Source organism: Nocardioides sp. WJ219 (assembly GCF_058559815.1).
In genome coordinates this window covers 33,724-53,990 of record NZ_JBZUJV010000013.1, presented here as the reverse complement: position 1 = coordinate 53,990, position 20,267 = coordinate 33,724, and the positions used below count along the sequence as shown (strand labels likewise).

The following is a 20,267-nucleotide window of genomic DNA, read 5'->3' as shown; positions in this document are numbered from 1 at the left end:
CGCTGGCGCTAGCCGCGGGGACGAAGTCTCCGCGAGTCGAGACCCCCGCAGGATGTGCACCTCGCCGGGTCTCGACTCGGGCTCGCTGGCGCTCGCCCGGCTCGACCAGCGTCAGTCGCCGACGGGTGCGTCGTACGACGCCCGATCACCACGGTGGTTGAGGAGGTTGCGCTAGCAACCGTCTCGAAACCACCTGAGGTGGGCGCATCTCGCCGGGTCTCGACTCGGGCTCGCTGGCGCTCGCCCGGCTCGACCAGCGTGGGGGGGTCTCGAGACGGGCCTGGCGGCCCTCCTCGACCAGCGTGGGTCACCGATGCTGCGGCGTACGACGGCCGATCACCGACGGTGGCCGAGCCGAAACCACCCAAGGATGCGCACCCCGCCGGGTCTCGGCTCGGCCAGCGTCCTCAGAGCGAGGCGACGCGGGGGGCGACCTCGGTGCCGAGGAGCTCGATGCCGCGCAGCAGGTCGTCGTGGGCCAGGCGGGGGTTGGTCATCTGCAGCGAGATGCGGTCGACGCCGCCGAGCTGGTCGGCGACGCGGCCGAGCTTGGCCACGATGCCGTCGGGGTCGCCGAGGAAGAACGCGCCGTCGGGGCCGCTGGTGGCGTCGAACTGGGGCCGGCTGGGCGGCGGGAAGCCGCGCTCGCGGGAGACCGTCGTGAACATCTCGTGCCAGCCGGGGTAGATCGTGTCGGCGGCCTGCTGGCGGCTGTCGCCGACGTAGCCGAACACGTGCAGCCCGACCTGCAGGGTCTCCGGGGCGTGCCCCGCCTCGGCGCCGGCCCGGCGGTAGAGGTCGACCAGCGGCGCGAAGCGCCGCGGCTCGCCGCCGATGATGGCGACCATCAGCGGCAGGCCGAGCAGTCCGGCGCGGACGAACGACTCGGGCGTGCCGCCCACGCCGACCCAGATCGGCAGCGGGTCCTGGACCGGACGGGGGTAGATGCCCTGCCCGGTCAGCGGGGGGCGGTGCTGCCCGGACCAGGTGACGTGCGGGGACTCGCGGAGCTTCAGCAGCAGGTCGAGCTTCTCGGCGAACAGCGAGTCGTAGTCGCGCAGGTCGAGGCCGAACAGCGGGAACGCCTCGGTGAAGGACCCGCGCCCCACCACCAGGTCGATCCGCCCGCCGGAGATCAGGTCGAGGGTCGCGAACTGCTGGAAGACGCGCACCGGGTCGTTGGCGCTCAGCACCGCCACGGCGCTGCCGAGGCGGATGCGCGACGTCCGGGCCGCCGCCGCGGCGAGGATGACCGGGGGAGCGGAGTCGTAGTACTCCTCGCGGTGGTGCTCACCGATGCCGAACGAGTAGAGCCCCGAGCGGTCCGCGAGCTCGATCTCCTCGAGCAGGTGGGCCATCCGTTCGGCGGGGCCGACGACGTGGCCGGTGGCCGGGTCGGTGACCCGGGAGACGAAGCTGTCGATGCCGACGTGCACCGGTGACCTCCTGGTCGTTGTGGGTGGCGGGACAACGCACGCCGGACCCCGGCCATTCCACGGACGCCCCCACCGTGCCGGCCGTCACTCCCGGGGCACGAGGGCGAGCGCGGCTCGGGGGTTGGCGCGGTAGCGGAGGATCAGCTCGCCGGTCGCGGCGTCGATCCGTTCGTGCAGGGCGCGGCGGTAGGCGCTGAGCGTGGCCTCGGTCGCGCAGAGGCGCTCGACGAGGCGGGCGATCTCGTCGACGTCGTCGGGGTGGGCGGCCCACGCCTCGCAGAGCTCGCCGAGGTCGGGCAGGTCGGGCAGCTGGTCGGGCGCCGGCACGCGCATCAGCGCGCGCCGGGACCGGCCGGAGCCGGTGTCCCCGAGGACGCGGACGAGGTCGTCCAGGCTCAGGGCGCCCCCGAGCGCGGCCTGGGCCTCGAGCAGGTCGACCCGCGCGTGGATCAGGCGCCGCCAGTAGGACACCCGTTCCTCCTCCGTGCTGAGGGCGGCGCGGTAGGCCCGGAGCCCGTCGAGGTCGAGTCGCGCGAGCTCGGGGGCCGGTACGGCGTGCCGCACCGTCGGTCGGCGCCGGGTGGGTGGTTCACCACTCATGGGGGGTCCTCGTCCGACGGCCGGAGCGGCCGCGCAGCAGGTGGGAGGGAGAGTCGTCGGGGCCCCCGCGACGCGCTCACCTGATCCTTCGGTACCCCGGAGCCTACGCTTGAGAGGCCTGCCGGTCCGGCCGCGACCGTGACCCGGTGCCCCACCGCTCGTTGTCCCTGACGAGGCGAGAGCCTTGCAGTGCGAGCGAGGGACCCCCCATGGAGACGTCAGAGCCGGTCCAGGCCATGTGGCGCGAGTACCAGGACAGCGGTGATCGCGCGACCCGCGACCGCCTGGTGGTCCACTACTCGCCGCTCGTGACCCAGGTCGCCGGCCGGGTGCGCGCCGGTCTGCCCGCCTGGGTGGAGCACGACGACCTCGTCTCCGACGGGGTGATGGGGCTCCTGGGCGCGATGGAGCTCTTCGACCCCGAGCGCGGTCTGCAGTTCCAGACCTTTGCCGCCCCGCGGATCCGCGGGGCGATGCTCGACGCCCTCCGCGCGGCCGACTGGGTGCCGCGCCAGGTCCGCGAGCAGCTGCGCGACATCGCGACGGCGACGGCCACGCTGGAGCACCGGCTGCAGGGTCGACCCGACGAGGCCGAGATCGCCGAGGAGCTCGAGATCTCCGAGCACGAGCTCGGCCGGCGCCGGAGCCACGGATCCCAGGCCGCCCTGAGCGGCGTCGGTCCGGGGGACCTGGCCGACGAGGTCCCGTCGCCCACGACCGACGGGGTGCCCGGTGGTCCCTGCGTGCTGCCGGACGGCTTGGTCGCCGCGATCGGGGAACTGCCCGAGCGCGACCAGGTCGTGATCGCGCTCTACTACTGGGAGCACCTGTCCCTGGCCGAGATCGGCCAGGTCCTCGAGGTCAGCGACGTGCGCATCGGCCAGCTGCTGGACCGAGCCAGGCGCGTGCTGCGGGGCCTCGTCGCCTGACGGCACACGCCCCGGGGGACCGGTCGCCGGGCTCAGGAGACGGGCAGCACGGTGGCGGTCGGACGGGCCGCGAGCAGCGTCCCCATGTCCGCGGCAGACATCGGCCGGGCGAAGTAGTACCCCTGGGCGGAGCCGCACCCGATCTCGTTCAACCGGTCGACCTGGCGCTGCGTCTGCGTGCCCTCGGCCACGACCCCCAGGCCCAGCTCGTGGGCGAGGTTGGTCACGGCCCGCACGATGGCGACGGCGGCGCTGTCGATCGTCATCCTCTCGACGAAGCTGCGGTCGATCTTGACGACGTCGACGGGGAAGCGGTGGAGGTGGGTGAGCGAGCTGTAGCCCGTCCCGAAGTCGTCCAGGGCGACCCCGAGCCCGAGCCCCTTGAGCGACTGCAGCACGACGAGCGCCCGCTGCCCGTCCTGGATCAGGATGCTCTCGGTGATCTCGACGACGAGGGTGGCCGGGTCGACACCGAGGTCCGACAGCGTCCCCTGGATCGTCCGCACCAGGGAGGGGTTGAGCAGCTGCACCGTCGAGACGTTCACGCCCAGCTTCAGCGGGCCCGCGCCCTCGGCCCGGGGCCAGCCGGCGCGGTCCTCGCAGCCGCGCCGGATGACCCAGTCGCCCAGGTCGTCGATGAACCCGGCCCGCTCGGCGAGGGCCACGGTCCGCGGAGCCGGGATCTGTCCTCGGGCGGGGTGGTCCCAGCGCAGCAGCGCCTCCACGCCGACGACTCGGCCGTCGGTGGTGCGGACGACCGGCTGGTAGGCCAGGTGCAGCGCCTGCTCGGCCAACGCGGCGCGCAGGTCGTCGGTCAGGTCGTCGGTCCGCCGTACCCCGCGGCGCGCCCGCTCGGTCCTGCCCGCGTCCGGGTCCGGGTCCGGCGCGTTGCGGTAGCGCTTGGACCGGTACATCGCGCTGTCGGCGTCGCGGATGAGCTCGGCGGTGATCGCCTGGCCGGGGCCGGAGTAGGCGACCCCGACGCTGGCCGTGATGGAGACGTCCCCGTGGGGCAGCGGGAACGGACGGGCGAACGCCCGGTCGATGCGGACGACGAGCTCCTCCACGTCGTCCTCGGCCGCCAGGTCCTCGCACAGGACGAGGAACTCGTCGCCGCCGAGCCGCGACAGCGTGTCGCCAGGCCGGACCAGCGCCCGCAGTCGCGCCGCGACCGCGATCAGCAGCTGGTCGCCGACCTCGTGCCCGAAGGTGTCGTTGACCTGCTTGAAGTTGTCGAGGTCGGCGAACAGCACCGCCGCGACCGTCTGGGCCCGTTGAGCCCGGTGCCCCGCGTGCGTCATCCGCTCGATCATCAGCAGCCGGTTGGGCAGGCCGGTGAGCGGGTCGTGCAGCGAGCTCTCGCGGAACAGCTCGGCACTCATCCGACCCTCCTCGCGGGCGGTGGCGATGAGCACGTACGACGCTGCGACGTCGGCCAGCGTCTGCGCCGACACGAGGTCGCGCTCGCTGAGCGGCCCCGGGGTCTCGCGGTAGAGGTCGAGCGCGCCCAGCCGCCCCGAGCTGTGCTGCAACGGAGCACTGAAGACGGCCCGCAGACCCTGCTCGAGGGCGGCGGTCGCGAACCCGGGGAACCTGGTCTCCTGCCGGAGGTCGGGGGACTTCACGAGCAGACCGGTCTCGAAGGCCTCCATGCAGGGACCGTCACCCAGCCTGCTCTGCAGGCGCACGTAGTCGAGGGCCGCCTGGTCGGAGGCGGCCACGTAGCGCGGCGGCCCACCGGGGGTGATCAGCGAGACGCCCGCGGCGGAGACGGGCAGTGCCTCGACGATCCGCGTCACCAGGTGGTCGAGGATCTCCTGGATCGAGAAGTCCGTGAGCAGGGTGCGGGCGAACTCGCTCAGCACGACGGCGAGCGGGTCGGCCGCCTCGCCGAGCCGCTCCTCGGGAGGGTCGTGCGCTGCGAGCATCCCCATCTGTCGAGACTCCCCGGCCTGGCTCGGTGATCGTCGAGGGGGTCGGGGTCCGGGACGCCTCGTGGGTGACCAATTTAACACTCGGCGCCGGCGGTGACCTGGAGATCGGGTAGGTGAGTGCCGACGGCCGGCGGACACCCCCGACGCCTCGGGCTACCCCGCGAGGGGCAGGTCGACGACCACCCGGGTGCCCCGACCGGGTGCCGAGACGATCGAGATGTCGCCGCGGTGGACGCGCACGATCGACGAGGCGATGCTCAGCCCCAACCCGGTGCCCTGGATCGCTCGGTCGGTGGCGGTGGTGGAGCGGAAGAACCTCCGGAACAGGCGGGGCTGCTCGTGCTCGGGGATGCCGATGCCGTCGTCGCTCACGGTGAGCCGGGCCCGGGACCCCTCGACGGACAGGGCGCACTCCACGGTGCCGCCGTCCTCGGTGAACTTGACCGCGTTGCTCATCAGGTTGCACACCACCTGCTCGAGCTGGCCGGCGTCCCCCGTGACGACGGCAGGGGTCGCGAGCACGGGGAAGCGGGCGGTGAGCCGCCGTCCGTCGATCAGGGGTTGCAGGGTGCGGCGGGCCGAGGCGATCACGTCCCTGAGGTCGAGTGCCGACGAGCCGGACCGCAGCTCGCCCGCGTCGATGGTGGAGACCGTGAGGAGGTCGTCGACGAGCGCGAGCAGGCGGCCGCCGTTGCGTTCCATGGCGTCGGTCAGCCTCCGCTGCTGCACGGTCAGCGGACCGGCGGCCTCGTCCTGGAGGAGCTCGACGGATCCCAGGATGCTGGTGAGCGGGGTCCGGAGCTCGTGGCTCACGGTGGCGACGAGGTCGTCCTTGATCCGGTCCAGCTCGCGGAGGCGGTCGGCGGCCTCCGCCTCCCTGGTCAGCCTGGAGACCAGGAGGTCCTTGATCCGACGCTGCTCGGTCACCTCAGCCCCGACGAGCAGGTAGCCGGCGTCGCCGCCCAGGGCGTCCAGCACCGGGGTCACCGTCATCTCGGCGATGAGCCAGCTGCCATCGGCTCCCGTGACCGTCCAGTCGCACGACCGTCCCAGGTCGTCGTCGGACGGCCCGTGCTCGAGCTGGCACCCGTCCGTTCGGCGGTCGTCCCGCCCGCCATCCGCAGGCGGGGCGCAGCGCCGGTCCTGGGACGTGATCTCCACCCCCAGGTTCCGCGAGTGGTCGGGCCGGGACCGGCGGGCGATCTGCGCGCTCAGCTCCCCGGTGCCGAACGCCGCGGCCGGGAGCCAACGGCCGACCAGGTCGAGGTGGGTCGCGCCGAGCACCTGCTCCGCACCGGAGCTGCAGAACGTGATGCGTCCGCCCTGGTCGGTGCCGATCAGGACGATGGACGTCGCCGCGTGCATCAGCTGCCCGAAGACGCCGCTCGTCGCGCGCCCCGAGGTGACGTCGACGCCGGTCAGCACGATGTGGGTGCGCTCGCCGGCGGGATCGGTCAGGAACGTGCACGACCACACGACGCGGTAGTGCGCCCCGGTCTCGCTGACGGTGGTCGCCTCGTACGTCAGGGGCAGGCCCTCGACCCGGCCGCCAGCGAAGAAGCCGGCGACCGACGCGCGGTCGTCGGGGGAGCAGAACGCCCACAGGGACCGGCCGACGACCTCGGCACGAGGCAGGCCGATGACGGTCTCCGCGGCGGTGTTGAGCGCCACCACGGTGCCCGTGCCGACCTCGGCGACGATGATGAGGCTGTCCGTGGCGTCGAGCGTCGCGGTGGCCAGGTCGGGCTGCGCGGACGACGTCGTACGACGCCCCGGGTCGCGCCCGAGGGACCGGGTTCCGCCCGCTAGAGGGCGCGTGCCAGATCGGGTCAAGGGGATCCTCACCACCGGGTCGCGCATCTTGGGGGACACGTGGTTCGTCGGTCGCGAGGGGTCGTGACTTGAGCCGGGGGCGGCCGGTCGGCGCCTCAAGGCGTCCCTCCCGGAGCCGATACCAGGGATGGAGGGTCCTGGCTCGGGCTGGATCCCGCCGCTCCGCCGCTCCGGCGGCACCGGCACGCCGGCGGCTCCGGGAGGCCGTCAGGTGGACACCCGGCGACAAGTAGGGACCTTGGTCCCTTCATCGGGGTCCGCGAACCTCCGATGTTCCTGGTGAGCGAGAACGCAGACCTCCCCGGTCACGCGCTCCAACCCGAGAGAAGTGACGCCATGTCCGCAGTGTCCCCCCACACCTCCACCAAGCGCCGAGGAGCCGGACTCGCGGCCCGCGGGCTCGCCGCGGCTGCGCTGGCCGCGTCGGTCCTCGCGGTCTCCGCCGGGTCGGCCTCGGCCGCTCCCGATGGCGACACCGAGGCGAACGCGGAGGTCTCGGCGGGCATCACGCTCACCGACCTCACGCCGGCGTTCACCCTGGCCGGCACGCCCGGCCAGACGGTGAGCACCAGCACGCCGGTGACCTACAACGTCGAGACCAACAACCTCACGGGCTACACGGTCACCGTCCAGTCGGCCACCGCGACGATGGCGCCGACCACGCCGGGCAACACCGACTCCATCCCGATCGGTGACCTCACCGTCCGGGAGTCCGGCAGCGGCACCTTCACCCCGCTCACTGCGACCGGCGGCACCCCCGTCCTCGTGCACACCCAGGCCGGCCGCTCTGCCAACGGCGGCGACCAGCTCAGCACGGACTTCCGGATGCGGATGCCCACGGTCAACGCCGACACCTACAGCGCGACGCTGAACTACCTCGCGTCGACCCCGCTCTAGAGAGAACAGGACACCAACACATGACGAAGGCAGCCAGGACCGTGACCGCGTGCGTGGCCATGGGCCTGGCTGTCCTCGTCCCGTCGTCGAGCGCAGCCGATCCCGCGCCCGAACCCGGGTTCTCGTTGGCGATCAGCCCCGCCCGCCTCGTCGTGGGGCAGGCGGCCGTCGGCGAGACGCAGGAGATCCAGGTCATCAACGGCGGGACCGCACCGATGCAGGTGACGGTGGAGAAGCAGAACTTCGTCGCCGACCGGGACGGAACGCTGACGTTCCAGGAGACCGCGCCGTACTCGGCCTCCGCCTGGGTGACGATCTCGCCGACCACGTTCGAGGTGCCCGCCGGCGAGACGCAGGTCGTCTCGGCCACCATCGACGTCCCCGCCGACCCCGAGCCGGGCGACCACCACCTCGGGTTGGTCTTCCTCGTGCCGGCCGGCGAGAGCGAGGCCAACGTGAGCGTCAACCGCGGCATCGCCTCGCCCGTGTTCATCACGGTGCCGGGCGCCGTCGACAGCTCAGCGGACGTGGCCGGACTGGACATCCCGGGGTTCGTCACGGGTGGGACGGTCGACGTCACCGCGACGGTCGAGGACACCGGCACCGTGCACCGCGACTTCCGCGGGGAGACGCCGCTGCTCGTCAGCGCTGCCGGCACCGCCGCGCCCTTCCCCGACTTCACCGTGATGCGTGGTGGGACCCGGGAGATCACCACCACGTGGGACCCGCCGCTGATGTGTGTGTGCCACCCGACCGTGACCATCGTCAACGACGACGGCACCACCTCGACGATGTCCGTGCGCGTCGTCGTCTTCCCGATCTGGTGGGCGCTCGCCCTCCTCGGGGCCCTGCTGCTGGCGGTGGCGGTCCACCGCCTCGCGCGGCGGCGGTACCGGAAGAACGTGCTCGAGGCAGCCGCCGCGCTGAGCCCGCCCGCCGGTGTCGCCGGTGGGTAGGCGCGCCCGACATCCCCGGCCGCCGCCCCGTCGGCGCGTCGCGCTGGTCGTCGGTGCGCTCGTCGGCGCCCTGGTCGCGGTCGTGGTGCCCCCGCCCCCGCCCGCGGCCGCGGCCGGCACCGTGCTCTTCCAGAACTCCTTCGCCAACAACACCGTCAACGGCACCGGCTCGGTCTCCGTGCCCACCCCGACGGCAGGCACGAACGCCGCCTGCCTGACCGCGAGCGGCAACGCCGGGACGGGACCACTGCTGAGCTGTCCGGGGACCACCGACGGCGCCGGCACCGGCAAGCTCCGCCTGACCAGCTCCAGCGGCAGCCAGATCGGTGGCGTCGTCGGCACGGCGAGCATCCCGACCTCGAGCGGACTCGACGTCACCTTCAACTCCTACCAGTGGGGAGGCGGCGGCGCGGACGGCCTCGCGTTCATGCTGGCCGCCGTCGACCCGGCCCACCCGGCCCCGCCGACCACCATCGGATCCGGTGGCGGATCGCTCGGGTACTCGCCCTCCGGCTCGATCGCCGGTCTCCCGAACGCTTACCTGGGTGTGGGGTTCGACGTCTACGGCAACTTCAGCGCTCCCGGGTGGCAGGGGTCCGGCTGCGCGAGCGTCCCCAACATCACCGCCTCCGTCCCGGGCGCGGTCGTCGTGCGCGGACCGGGCAACGGGACGGTCGGCTACTGCGGACGGACCACGACGTACAACGGCACGACGACGTCGAAGGTCAACCTGCGCGCGTCGACCAGGGCTGCGTCGCAGGTTCCCGCGCAGGTGCTGATCAACCCGACCGTGGCCGCGTTCACCTCCGACACCGGCGTCAGCGTGGCGGCGGGCACCTACAAGGTGGTCCTCACCCCGGTCGGGCAGGCGGCCCGGACCCTGACCGGCGCCCTCCCGGCGGTCACCGCCGGCCTCTACCCCTCCTCGACGTGGCTCAACGCCAACGGCGTTCCCAAGCAGCTCGCGTTCGGCTTCGTCGGCTCCACCGGCGGGATCACCGATGCCCACGAGGTCTCCGACGTCAAGGTGACGACGTTCAGCCCGGTGCCCCAGATCACGGTGGCCACCACCAGCTACAGCGCCGCCGCACCGGCGCCCGGGGACCCCGTCAACTACAGCGTGGCGACGGGCGTCGTGGCCGGTGGTGCCCCCGTGACCGGTGCGATCTCGGTGGCCCAGACGGTACCTGCCGGGATGGTTCCCTCGGTCGCCTACGGCAGCGGCTGGGTGTGCCAGGCGCCCGTCGGGCGCACGGTGACCTGCACGACCAGCGCCACGTCCTTCGCGGCCGGGACGAACCTGCCGGCCATCACGGTCGTCGGCGTCGTCACCGGGGCGTCGATGACGGCGTCGACGATCCAGAACGGGTCGCCCACGCACGCGACGTCGACCGACGGCGCAGCCGCCACGGACCTCGTCACCTCCGCCGGGACCCCGTCCAGTGCGACCACCGGGATCTCGGTGTCCCCGACGATCGGGCCGGTCGCCGGCGGCGGGGTCGTCGACGTCGACCTCAGCACGGCGATCGCACCCACCGCGATCATGATCGGCACCGTGGCCGAGCAGCAGGCCGGCACCTCGGTGGTGCTGGTGCCGTGCGCCTCCGGCCAGACGACGGGGTGCTTCACCTTCGGCACCACCTGGTACGGGGCCCAGTTCGTCAGCATCCCGTCGATGCCGGGACGCACCGCCGCCGCCACCACCAGGGTGACGGTGGTCGGTCGCGGGGCGGCCGGCTGGGACACCTACGTCTACGCCGACCGGCCGGCCACGCCGGCAGCGCCGACGGCGACCGCCGGGATCAACACCGTCGCCCTGTCCTGGACCGCACCGGCCGCCCACGAGAGCCCCATCACCCAGTACGTCGTCACCCCCTACCTCAACGGCGTCGCCCAGCCGACACGGACCGTCGCGCCGAGCGCGACGAGCACCACGTTCACCGGCCTCGCCGCCGGTGGGTCGTGGACCTACACCGTCGCCGCGGTCAACGCCTACGGCACCTCGGCGCCGAGCGCGAGGTCGAGCCCCGTGGTCCCCTACGCGCTGCCCGGCGCCCCCACGGTGACCGCCGTGTCGGCACGCAACTCCGCCGTCCTGATGACGTGGACCGAGCCCGCCAGCAATGGCAGCGCGATCACCGGCTACGTCGTCACGCCGTACCTCGGGGACGTGGCGCAGCCGACCCGGACCTTCGGGCCCGGCACCACCCAGACCGTCACCGGCCTCACCCCCGGCACGGCGTACACCTTCACGGTCGCCGCGACCAACGCGGCCGGCACCGGTCCTGCCTCCGCCAGGACCGGTGCGGTCACCCCGAACTCCTCGCCGAGCCTCGGCTTCGCCGCGCCTCCCGCCGGCCAGGTCGCGGTGCCGTACAGCCACCAGCTCACCGTCACCAACGGCACCGCGCCGTTCACCTGGTCGGTGTCGTCGGGCGCGCTGCCGGCCGGGCTGACCCTGAACCCCTCCACCGGGGTGCTCAGCGGCACGCCCACGGCCGGCGGGTCCTCGACGTTCGTCGTCCGGGTCGTCGACGCCGCCGGGGAGAGCGCCACCAGGTCGGTCACCCTGGTGATCGCCGCGGCTCCCGTCGTCACGTTCGCGCCGGCGGGGGGCCAGGTCGACGTCGCCTACAGCCAGCAGCCGACCGTGTCCGGCGGTACGGCGCCGTTCGGCTGGACCCTCCGGTCCGGCAGCCTGCCCCCGGGGCTCACCATCAACGGCTCCACCGGCCTCGTCAGCGGCACGCCGACCACCGCCGGCAGCTACAGCTTCACGATCGGCGCCACGGACTCGTTCGGCCAGCTCGCGACCCGGACGGTCACGGTCGCGATCACGGCCCGGCCTGCCTTCGCCGCCGGCGCCCCGCCGGCCGGTCAGGTGGGCGTCGCCTACACCACGACGTTCGCCGTCACCGGTGGCACGGCGCCCCTCACCTGGTCGATCGCCGCCGGGAGCACCCCGCCCGGGCTCACCCTGAACACCAGCACCGGCGTGCTCTCCGGGACGCCCACGACCCAGGGCAGCCACCCGTTCACGGTCGCGGTGGTCGACGCCCTCGGCCAGACCGCCACCAAGTCGGTCACCCTCGTCGTGGGGCCGGGGACCCTGGTGATCCGCAAGGCCGCCGACGTGTCCAGCACGACGGCCGGCAGCACGGTCTCGTACACGATCACGATCACCAACACGGGGTCCGGCGCCCGCAGCGACGTCGACCTCCAGGATCCCCTGGCCGGCGTCCTGGACGACGCGTCGTACAACCAGGACGCGGTCGCGTCGAGCGGGACGCTGTCCTACTCCGCGGCGACGCTGGGCTGGATCGGCAGCATCGCGGCCGGGAGCACGGTCACCATCGGCTACTCGGTGACGGTCGCGCCCTCCGGTGCCGGGAACAAGACGCTGTCCAACACCGCCACCTCCACCACGCTCGGCACCAACTGCGCCCCCGGCAGCACCGACGCGCGCTGCTCGTCGAGCGTCGCGGTGGCCGGGCTGACGATGGTGACGACCGCCGACGTCAGCACCACCCGGCCCGGTGGCACGGTCCGGTTCCAGGTCGTCGTCACCAACACCGGCCCGGTCCCGTCGACGGGGGCCGCGTTCAGCGTCAACCTGTCCGGCGTCCTCGACGACGCGACGTACGCCGCCGACGCCGCCACGACCACCGGCGACGTGTCCTACGACGGCACCACGCTCAGCTGGAGCGGGACGCTGGCCGCCGGCGCCAGCGCGACCATCACCTACTCGGTGACGGTGCGCGACCCCGACCCCGGCAACCGGTCGCTGAGCTCGACGCTGGTCTCCTCCTCACCGGGCAGCTCGTGTCCCGGCGGCAACCCCGCGAGCGAGTGCTCGACCAGCGTGCCGGTCCTGGTGCCGGGCCTGGCGATCACCCACACCGCCGCCGCCGCGCAGACGACCCCGGGGGCCTCCGTGGCCCACACCCTGACCATCGCCAACACCGGCCAGACGCCGTACTCCGCGGCCTCCGTGTCGGTCGCCCTGGCCGCGGCGCTGGACGACGCGACCTACGACGGCGGCGCGACCGCGACGGCCGGCACGCTCACCTACGCCTCCGGCACGCTCGCCTGGACCGGCGACCTCGCCACCGGCGCCGTCGTCACCGTCACCTATGCGTTGACCGTCAGGGATCCCGTGCCCGGCGACAAGACGCTGACGACGGTCGCGACGTCCTCCGCCGCCGGCAGCACCTGTCCTCCGGGAGGGTCCGCCTCGGCGTGCCGGTCGAGCGTGCAGGTGCTGGTGCCGGCCCTGAGCATCGCCACGTCCTCCGACGTCAGCACGACGACCCCCGGGTCCGCGGTCACCTACACGGTGGTCGCGACCAACACCGGCCAGACGCCGTACGCGTCGGCCACCTTCGCCGCGTCGCTGGCGGGCGTCCTCGACGACGCGACCTACGACGGCAACGCCACCGCGTCGGCCGGCTCGGTCGCCTGGAGCAGCCCGACGCTCACCTGGACCGGGCCCCTGGCCGTCGGGGCCACCGTCACGCTCACCTACACGGTCACGGTGCGCCAGCCCGACGCCGGGAACCGGTCGCTGGACACCGTCGTGGTCTCGACGACGCCGGGAAGCAGCTGCGGTGCGGCCAGCACCGACCCGCGCTGCCGCAGCACGGTCAGCGTGCTGCTGCCGGGCCTGGCCTTCACGAGCGCTGCCGACGCGGTCACGACCACCCCGGGCGGCGTCGTCCGCTTCACGCAGACGGTGACCAACACGGGCGAGACGACCCAGACGGACGTCGTCGCCGTCATCGACCTCGACGGCCTCAACGACGACGCCACCTACAACGCCGACGCCCTGGTGTCCGGCGGCAGCCAGGTCGTCAACGCCGACGGAACCATCTCGTGGACGCTGACCCTGGCACCCGGCGCGTCCGCGACCGCCACGGTCTCGTTCACCGTCGACGACCCGGACACCGGCGACCGGGTGCTGCGCACGCTCATCACGTCCGACGCCCCCGGCAGCACCTGCAGGGCTGACTCGACCGACCCGACCTGCCGCACCGCGGTGACCGTCCTGGTGCCGGGACTGAGCATCACCAAGACCGCCGACCGGGGCACGGCGACACCCGGCGACCCGGTGGGATACACGATCACCGTGGTCAACGACGGCGAGACCGCCTACCCCGCGGCCACGTTCGCCGACGACCTGACCGACGTGCTGACCGACGCGACGTACGCCGGCGGCGCGACCGCCACCTCGGGGGCCGTGTCCTACGACTCGTCCGTGCTGTCCTGGACCGGGTCGCTGGCACCCGGTGCGGAGGCGACGATCAGCTACGCGGTCACGGTGCGGGACCCGGGTGTCGGCGACAAGACCATGGTCAACACGGCTGTGTCCTCGTCGCGGGGCAGCAACTGCGTCGCCGGCAGCGCCGACCCGGCCTGCCGCAGCGTGGTGCTGGTCACCGTGCCGGGGCTGACGGTGGCCAAGACCTCCGACCGCACCACCACCAAGCCGGGCGAGACCGTCACCTACACCGTGGCCGTGACCAACTCCGGTGCCACGCCCTACACCGCCGCGACGTTCGAGGACTCGCTCGTCGGCGTCCTCGACGACGCGACCTTCGTGACCGGCAGCCTCCAGGCCACGGCCGGGACGGCGGGCCGCTCCGGCTCGACGATCGGCTGGACCGGAGCCCTGGCCGTCGGAGCCACGGCCACGGTGACCTACGCGGTCGTGGTGCAGGACGCCGACCTCGGCGACGACCTCCTCACCAACGACGTGGTCTCCGACAGCCGCGGGAGCAGCTGCGCGGTCGGCAACGTCGACCCCCGCTGTGCCACCACGGTGCCCGTCGCCCGGTTGCGGCTCCAGCAGGGCGCGGACGCGCCGACCGCGACGCCGGGCTCCTCGGTGGTGGTCACCCAGACGTTCATCAACACCGGGCGGGTCCCCTACACCGGGATCTCGGTGGTCAGCCCGCGCGCCGACACGATCGACGACATCATCCCGGTCGGTGACCAGGTCGTCAGCTCGGGCACGATGGTGCGGACGCCGACCGAGCTGATCTGGACCGGCGACATCCCGGTCGGTGGCACCGTCACCACGACGCGCACCGTGCGGGTCAGGGACCCCGCCACCGGCAACAAGGTCGTCACCGCCACGCTGTCGTCCACGGCCGCCGGCAACAGCTGCCCCGCGGGTGCCCCCGACCCCGAGTGCACGTTCGCGGTGCAGGTCCTGGTCCCGGCCCTGAGCATCACCAAGACCGCCAGCACCACGGCCACGGTGCCCGGCGGCACCGTCGGCTACACGATCACCGTGCACAACAGCGGCGAGGCGCCCTACGCCGGCGCGGTCGTCTCCGACACCCTGGTCGGCGTCCTCGACGACGCGACCTACAACGGGGACGTCACGGCGAGTGCCGGGTCCGTGGGCTACACGACCCCCAGGCTCACCTGGACCGGCGACCTGGCCGTCGGGGCGACCGCGACCCTCACCTACTCGGTGACCGTGCGCTCACCCGACCCGGGCGACAAGACGATGGTCAACCCGGTCAGCTCCGACGTGGTCGGCAGCTCGTGCCCGGCCGGCGGCGGGGCACCTGCCTGCCGCACCACGGTCGTCGTCCTGACGCCCGCCCTGACCGTCGTCACGACCGCGAACCACGCGACGCTGACGCTGGGCAGCCCCGTGACGTTCACGACCAAGGTCACCAACTCCGGGCAGACCTCCTACCCGGCAGCGGCCATCAGCGACTCGCTCGCGGGCCTGCTGGACGACGCGGCGTACGACCCGGCGAGCGCGACGTCGACCAGCGGCACCGTCGGCTACAGCGGCGGGGTGCTCAGCTGGTCGGGTGCGCTCGCCCCCGGCGCCTCCGCCACCATCACCTACGTCGTGACGGTGAACAACCCCGACACCGGCGACCACGACCTCACCCACACGGTGACCTCGACGACGACGGGGAGCAACTGCGCCCCCGGCTCCGTCGACACCCGGTGCACCGCGAGCGTGACGATCACCGACTCGGTGGCCCTGACGCTCACCAAGACCGCCGACGTGAAGGCCACCGCCGCGGGCCGCGTCGTCCACTACACCGTCACGGCCGTCAACTCCAGCGACGAGGAGGTCGCGGCCGACCTCACCGACCCCTTGGCCGGGATCCTCGACGACGCCGTGTGGAACGCCGACCTGGCGGCCGACGGGGGCACGGCGTCGTACGACGCCGCGGTGGTCGGCTGGTCCGGCACGGTGCCGGCAGCGGGCACCGTGACCCTCACCTACTCCGTGACCGTCAACGCGGCGATCACCGGCGACCAGGTCCTCGACGGCACCGTGACCTCGGCCCTGCCCGCGCTGAGCAACAACTGCCTCGCGTCCAGCGACGACCCCCGGTGCACCTCGGTGGTCCCGGTCGCCCGGCTGGCCCTGACGCGGGCCTACGACGAGACCTCCACGACCCCCGGCTCGCTCGTCCACCTGTCCGCGACCTTCACCAACACCGGCCAGGTGCCCTACTTCGGGATCACGGTCAGCAGCCCCAGCGCCGACACCGTCGACGACGCCGTGCCGACGGGCGACCAGACCGCCACCTCGGGCACCCTCGTGCTGAGCGCGACGGCCCTCACCTGGACCGGTGACATCCCCGTCGGCGGCACCGTGACGGTGCAGGGCACCATGACCGTCAAGGACCCCGACCCCGGCAACCGGCTCATCACCGGCACCATGGTCTCGAACGCCCTCGGGAACAACTGTCTGCCCGGGAGCACCGACCCCGGGTGCACGTCGTCGATCCCGGTCCTGCTGCCCGGTCTGACCCTGACGAAGGTCGCCAGCGCGACCACGGCCGAGCCCGGCGACAGCGTCGGCTACACGATCACCGTGGCCAACACCGGCGAGACGCCGTACGCCGCCGCGACGGTCGACGACTCCCTCGTCGGCGTGCTCGACGACGCCACCCTGGACGCCGGGGCGACGGCCACGACCGGCGCCCTCGCCCTCAGCGGATCGACCCTGACCTGGACCGGTGCGCTCGAGCCCGGCGACGCGGCCACCATCGCCTACTCGGTGACCGTCGGCTCCTCGGCGAGCGGTGACAAGGCGATGGTCAACCCCGTCAGCTCCGCCGACGCCGGCAGCACCTGCCCGCCGGCGGGTGGCAACGTGGCCTGCACCAGCTGGGTGGACGTCCTGACGCCGGCCCTGACCATCAGGGCGTCGGCCGAGGCCGCCACCACGGTGCCCGGCGCGACCGTGACCCACACCGTCACCGCGACCAACACCGGTCAGACCACCTACGCCGCCGCCCACCTGAGCGTCCCCCTGGCCGACCTCGTCGACGACGCGACGTACTCCGGCGGCGCCACCGCCACCGCCGGATCCGTCTCGATGACGGGCGGCGCACTGGAGTGGACCGGCCCGCTGGCCCCCGGTGCCGCGGTGACCCTGACCTACACGGTGACGGTCGCCCAGACCCCCACCGGGGACTTCAGCCTCGACCAGACGGTGGTCTCCGACACCGCGGGCAGCAGCTGCCCGGTCTCGGCGCCGGCCGCGAGCTGCTCCACCTCGGTGCCGATCGCGAGCCTGGTCATCGTCAACGGCGCCGACGTCGCCACCACGATGCCCACGGGCGTCGTCCGCAGCACCGTGACCGTCACCAACGCCGGCCAGGTCCCCTACGTCGACCTCGTCGTCGAGGACAGCTTCGTCGGTTCGCTGGACGACGCGACCTACAACGGCGACGCCGCTGCGACCGGCGGCGACCTCCTGCTCGTGACGGGCACCGGGCGGGTCCGGTGGACCGGCAGCCTGGCGCCCGGGGAGAGCATCACCGTGACCGGGTCGTTCACGGTGAACAACCCCCCGGCCGGCAACCGCAACCTGAGCACGCGGGTCACCACCGACGCCATGGGCAGCACCTGCCCGGTGGTGGGCGGGGCGGCGCAGTGCGCGACGAGCGTCCCGGTCCTGATGCCGCGGCTGAGCATCACCAAGACCGCCGACACCACGGTGACCGCACCCGACGACACGGTCGTCTACACGATCACCGCCACCAACACCGGTGAGACGCCGTACGTCGGCGCCACGGTCACCGACCACCTGGGCGGCGTCCTCAACGGGGCGACCTACGGCGACGACGCGTCGGCCTCGACGGGCTCGGTCGACTACGCGGCACCGGTCCTCACGTGGACCGGCGACCTCGCCGTCGGTGACAGCGTCACGATCGAGTTCACCGTCCAGGTGGACAGCACCTACTTCGGCGACGGCCACCTCGAGAACTGGGTGATCTCCGACGAGCTCGGGAGCACCTGTCCCGTCTCGGGCCCGGCCGCGGCCTGTGGCTCCCTGGTCCCGGTCCTCGTCCCCCGTCTCGAGATCGCGGTGACCGCCGACCGCAGCACCACCGTGCCGGGCGCCACCGTGGGCTACACCGTCACGGTGCACAACGGCGGGCAGTCGGACTACGCCGACGCCACCGTCACCACGGCGCTGGACGGGGTCCTCGACGACGCCGCCTACGCCGGTGACGCCACGGTCGACCTGGGCGCCGTCTCCTACACCGCGCCCGGGCTCACCTGGGTCGGTGACCTCCCCGTCGGCGCCACGGCGACCATCACGTACACCGTCGTCGTCGCGCAGCCCGACGCCGGTGACCTCGACCTCGCCACCTCGGTCTCCTCGACGGCGCCCGGCAGCACCTGCGGGAGCGAGCCGCAGTGCACCGACCACGTCACCGTCCTGGTCCCGGGCCTCGCGGTCTCCACCAGCGCCGACGTCGCCACCGCGACGCCCGGTGACCCGGTCACGTTCACCATCGTGATCGCCAACACCGGGCAGACGGCGTACGTCGGCACGACCGTGACCAGCGACCTCGGCGACGTGCTCGACGACGCGACGCTCGCCGGCGGCATCACGGCCACCGCCGGCGTGACCGGCCTCGAGGGCTCGACGCTCACCTGGACGGGCAGCCTCGCGACCGGCGAGAGTGCCGTCGTCCGCTACCAGGTCACGGTCGCGGCGCCCGGCGCCGGCGACCGGACGATGGCGGCCACGGTCGTCGCCGAGGCGCAGGGCAGCACCTGCCCGGCCGACAGCGACGACAGCACGTGCACCGCGACCGTGCAGGTCCTGGTGCCCGCACTGACGATCGTGAAGTCCGCCGGCGCCCCGACGACGACCCCCGGGTCGGTGGTCGGCTACACGATCGCGATCACCAACACCGGTGAGACGGCCTACGCGGCCGCGGTGGTCGACGACTCGCTGACCGGCGTGCTGCCGGACTCCGAGTACAACGGTGACGCCGTCGTCGAGGGTGGTGGCGTCCTGACCTACGCCGACTCGACGCTCAGCTGGTCCGGGGCACTCCCGGTCGGAGCGAGCGCGACCATCAGCTACTCGATCACCGTGGACGACCCCGACACCGGCGACAAGCACATGACCAACACGGTCACCTCGCCGAGCCCGGGCAGCACCTGCCCGGCCGCCGATCCCGTGGCGGCGTGCACGGCCGTGGTCGACGTCCTGGTCCCGGCGCTCGCCCTCACGAAGACGGTCGACACCGACACGGTCGTCGCCGGCGACGACCTCGTCTTCACCGTCACCGTGACCAACACCGGACAGACCGCCTACGCCCCCGCGGTGGTCACCGACTCGCTCGTCGACGTGCTCGACGACGCGACCTACGCCGACGACGCCGCCGCGAGCACCGGCACCGTCGCCTGGGACGACGGCGTCCTGACCTGGACCGGCGCGCTCGCCGTCGGGGCCACCGCGACCATCACCTACTCGGTGGCCGCCGACTTCCCGGCCCTGGGCGACGGCAGCGTCACCAACACGGCCCTGTCCACCTCACCCGGGTCGACCTGTCGCACCGCCGGCACCGCCGGCACCGACTGCACCGTGACGGTCGGCGTGCTGGTGCCGGAGCTCGAGGTCACCAAGTACGCCGACACGACCGACGCGGCCGCCGGCGCGACCGTGCACTACACGATCTCGGCGACCAACACCGGTGAGGCCGACTACCCGACCGTCACGCTCGTCGACCCCCTCTCCGGCGTGCTCGACGACGCCACCTACAGCGGCGACGCGGCCGCCGACGCCGGTGTCCTCGACTACGCCGGCGGCGTCCTGACCTGGACCGGCCCGCTCGCCCGGGCGGCGACCGTGACCATCACCTACTCGGTGACGACCGTGGTCGAAGGCTCCGGTGACGCCGTGCTGACCAACCGCGTCACCTCGACGGTGACCGGCAGCTCCTGCACCCCTGACAGCGCCGACCCCGCGTGCGTCACGGCGACCACGGTCGCCCCCCGCACCCTCGAGCTCAGCGGGCTCACCGAGGCCTTCACCCTCACCGGCCCGCCCCGCGCCACGGTGACCCTCGAGGACGCCGTCACGATGACGGTGACCACCAACAGCCCGGGGGGCTACGACGTCACCGTCCGGGCCCAGGACGCCGCGCTGACGGGCTCGCCCGGCAACGACGAGACGATCCCGGTGTCGCTGTTCGGGGTCCGCGAGAGCGGCGACGGGACCTACCTCCCGCTCTCCCACCTGGCCCCCACGACGATCCACCGGCAGGACACGGCGTCGGCCGCCGGTGGCGACGCGGTCAGCAACGACTACCAGGTGGAGCTGCCCCTCGTGGCTCCCGACACCTACTCGACGACGTTGGACTACCTCGTCACCGCTCGCTAGGAGACCCC

8 protein-coding genes are annotated in these 20,267 nt (G+C 73.2%); 4 read left to right on the top strand and 4 right to left on the bottom strand.

The window, feature by feature from the left end; all coding sequences use genetic code 11:
- Positions 1-407 precede the first annotated feature (407 nt).
- Both AC4MBH_RS22555 and AC4MBH_RS22550 read right to left on the bottom strand, forming a co-directional pair.
- Positions 408-1,436, bottom strand: a complete 1,029-nt coding sequence (locus tag AC4MBH_RS22555; RefSeq protein ID WP_491797655.1) for an LLM class flavin-dependent oxidoreductase — start codon at positions 1,434-1,436, stop codon at positions 408-410.
- A gap of 84 nt (positions 1,437-1,520) precedes the next feature.
- Positions 1,521-2,036, bottom strand: a complete 516-nt coding sequence (locus AC4MBH_RS22550; protein WP_491797654.1) for an RsiG family protein — start codon at positions 2,034-2,036, stop codon at positions 1,521-1,523.
- A 209-nt stretch (positions 2,037-2,245) separates the two neighbouring features.
- Here AC4MBH_RS22550 and AC4MBH_RS22545 point away from each other — a divergent pair, with 209 nt between their 5' ends.
- A complete protein-coding gene (locus tag AC4MBH_RS22545) occupies positions 2,246-2,965 on the top strand; it encodes a sigma-70 family RNA polymerase sigma factor (RefSeq protein WP_491797653.1) in 720 nt (239 codons plus the stop codon).
- Between the two features lie 32 nt (positions 2,966-2,997).
- On the opposite strand, the gene AC4MBH_RS22540 is transcribed toward AC4MBH_RS22545, so the two are convergent.
- Positions 2,998-4,899: a putative bifunctional diguanylate cyclase/phosphodiesterase gene (locus AC4MBH_RS22540; RefSeq protein ID WP_491797652.1), complete on the bottom strand. Its 1,902-nt coding sequence runs from the start codon at positions 4,897-4,899 to the stop codon at positions 2,998-3,000.
- 153 nt (positions 4,900-5,052) lie between these two features.
- A complete protein-coding gene (locus tag AC4MBH_RS22535; protein ID WP_491797651.1) occupies positions 5,053-6,732 on the bottom strand; it encodes a PAS domain-containing sensor histidine kinase in 1,680 nt (559 codons plus the stop codon).
- Positions 6,733-7,068: 336 nt separating this feature from the next.
- On the opposite strand from AC4MBH_RS22535, the gene AC4MBH_RS22530 reads away from it, so the two are divergent.
- From AC4MBH_RS22530 to AC4MBH_RS22520, 3 genes are read left to right on the top strand one after another with little or no spacing between them, the layout of a single operon-like run.
- Entirely contained in the window at positions 7,069-7,629 is a 561-nt protein-coding gene (locus AC4MBH_RS22530) for a hypothetical protein (RefSeq protein WP_491797650.1), read from the top strand.
- A 20-nt stretch (positions 7,630-7,649) separates the two neighbouring features.
- The gene (locus AC4MBH_RS22525) at positions 7,650-8,585 is read left to right on the top strand and encodes a fimbrial biogenesis chaperone (RefSeq protein ID WP_491797649.1); all 936 of its coding nucleotides are present in this window, start codon (positions 7,650-7,652) and stop codon (positions 8,583-8,585) included.
- Positions 8,578-20,259 carry a DUF7927 domain-containing protein gene (locus tag AC4MBH_RS22520; RefSeq protein ID WP_491797648.1) on the top strand — a complete coding sequence of 3,894 codons (11,682 nt, stop codon included), beginning with the start codon at positions 8,578-8,580 and terminating at the stop codon, positions 20,257-20,259. Before AC4MBH_RS22525 ends, AC4MBH_RS22520 begins: the two co-directional genes overlap by 8 nt.
- The last annotated feature ends 8 nt before the right edge of the window (positions 20,260-20,267 follow it).

What these genes read in the sequence shown, in the direction of transcription:
- AC4MBH_RS22525 (WP_491797649.1), top strand. Translation starts at nt 7,650, where the DNA reads ATGACGAAGGCAGCCAGGACCGTGACCGCGTGCGTGGCCATGGGCCTG.
- AC4MBH_RS22545 (WP_491797653.1), top strand. Translation starts at nt 2,246, where the DNA reads ATGGAGACGTCAGAGCCGGTCCAGGCCATGTGGCGCGAGTACCAGGAC.
- AC4MBH_RS22530 (WP_491797650.1), top strand. Translation starts at nt 7,069, where the DNA reads ATGTCCGCAGTGTCCCCCCACACCTCCACCAAGCGCCGAGGAGCCGGA.
- AC4MBH_RS22540 (WP_491797652.1), bottom strand. Translation starts at nt 4,899, where the DNA reads ATGGGGATGCTCGCAGCGCACGACCCTCCCGAGGAGCGGCTCGGCGAG.
- AC4MBH_RS22550 (WP_491797654.1), bottom strand. Translation starts at nt 2,036, where the DNA reads ATGAGTGGTGAACCACCCACCCGGCGCCGACCGACGGTGCGGCACGCC.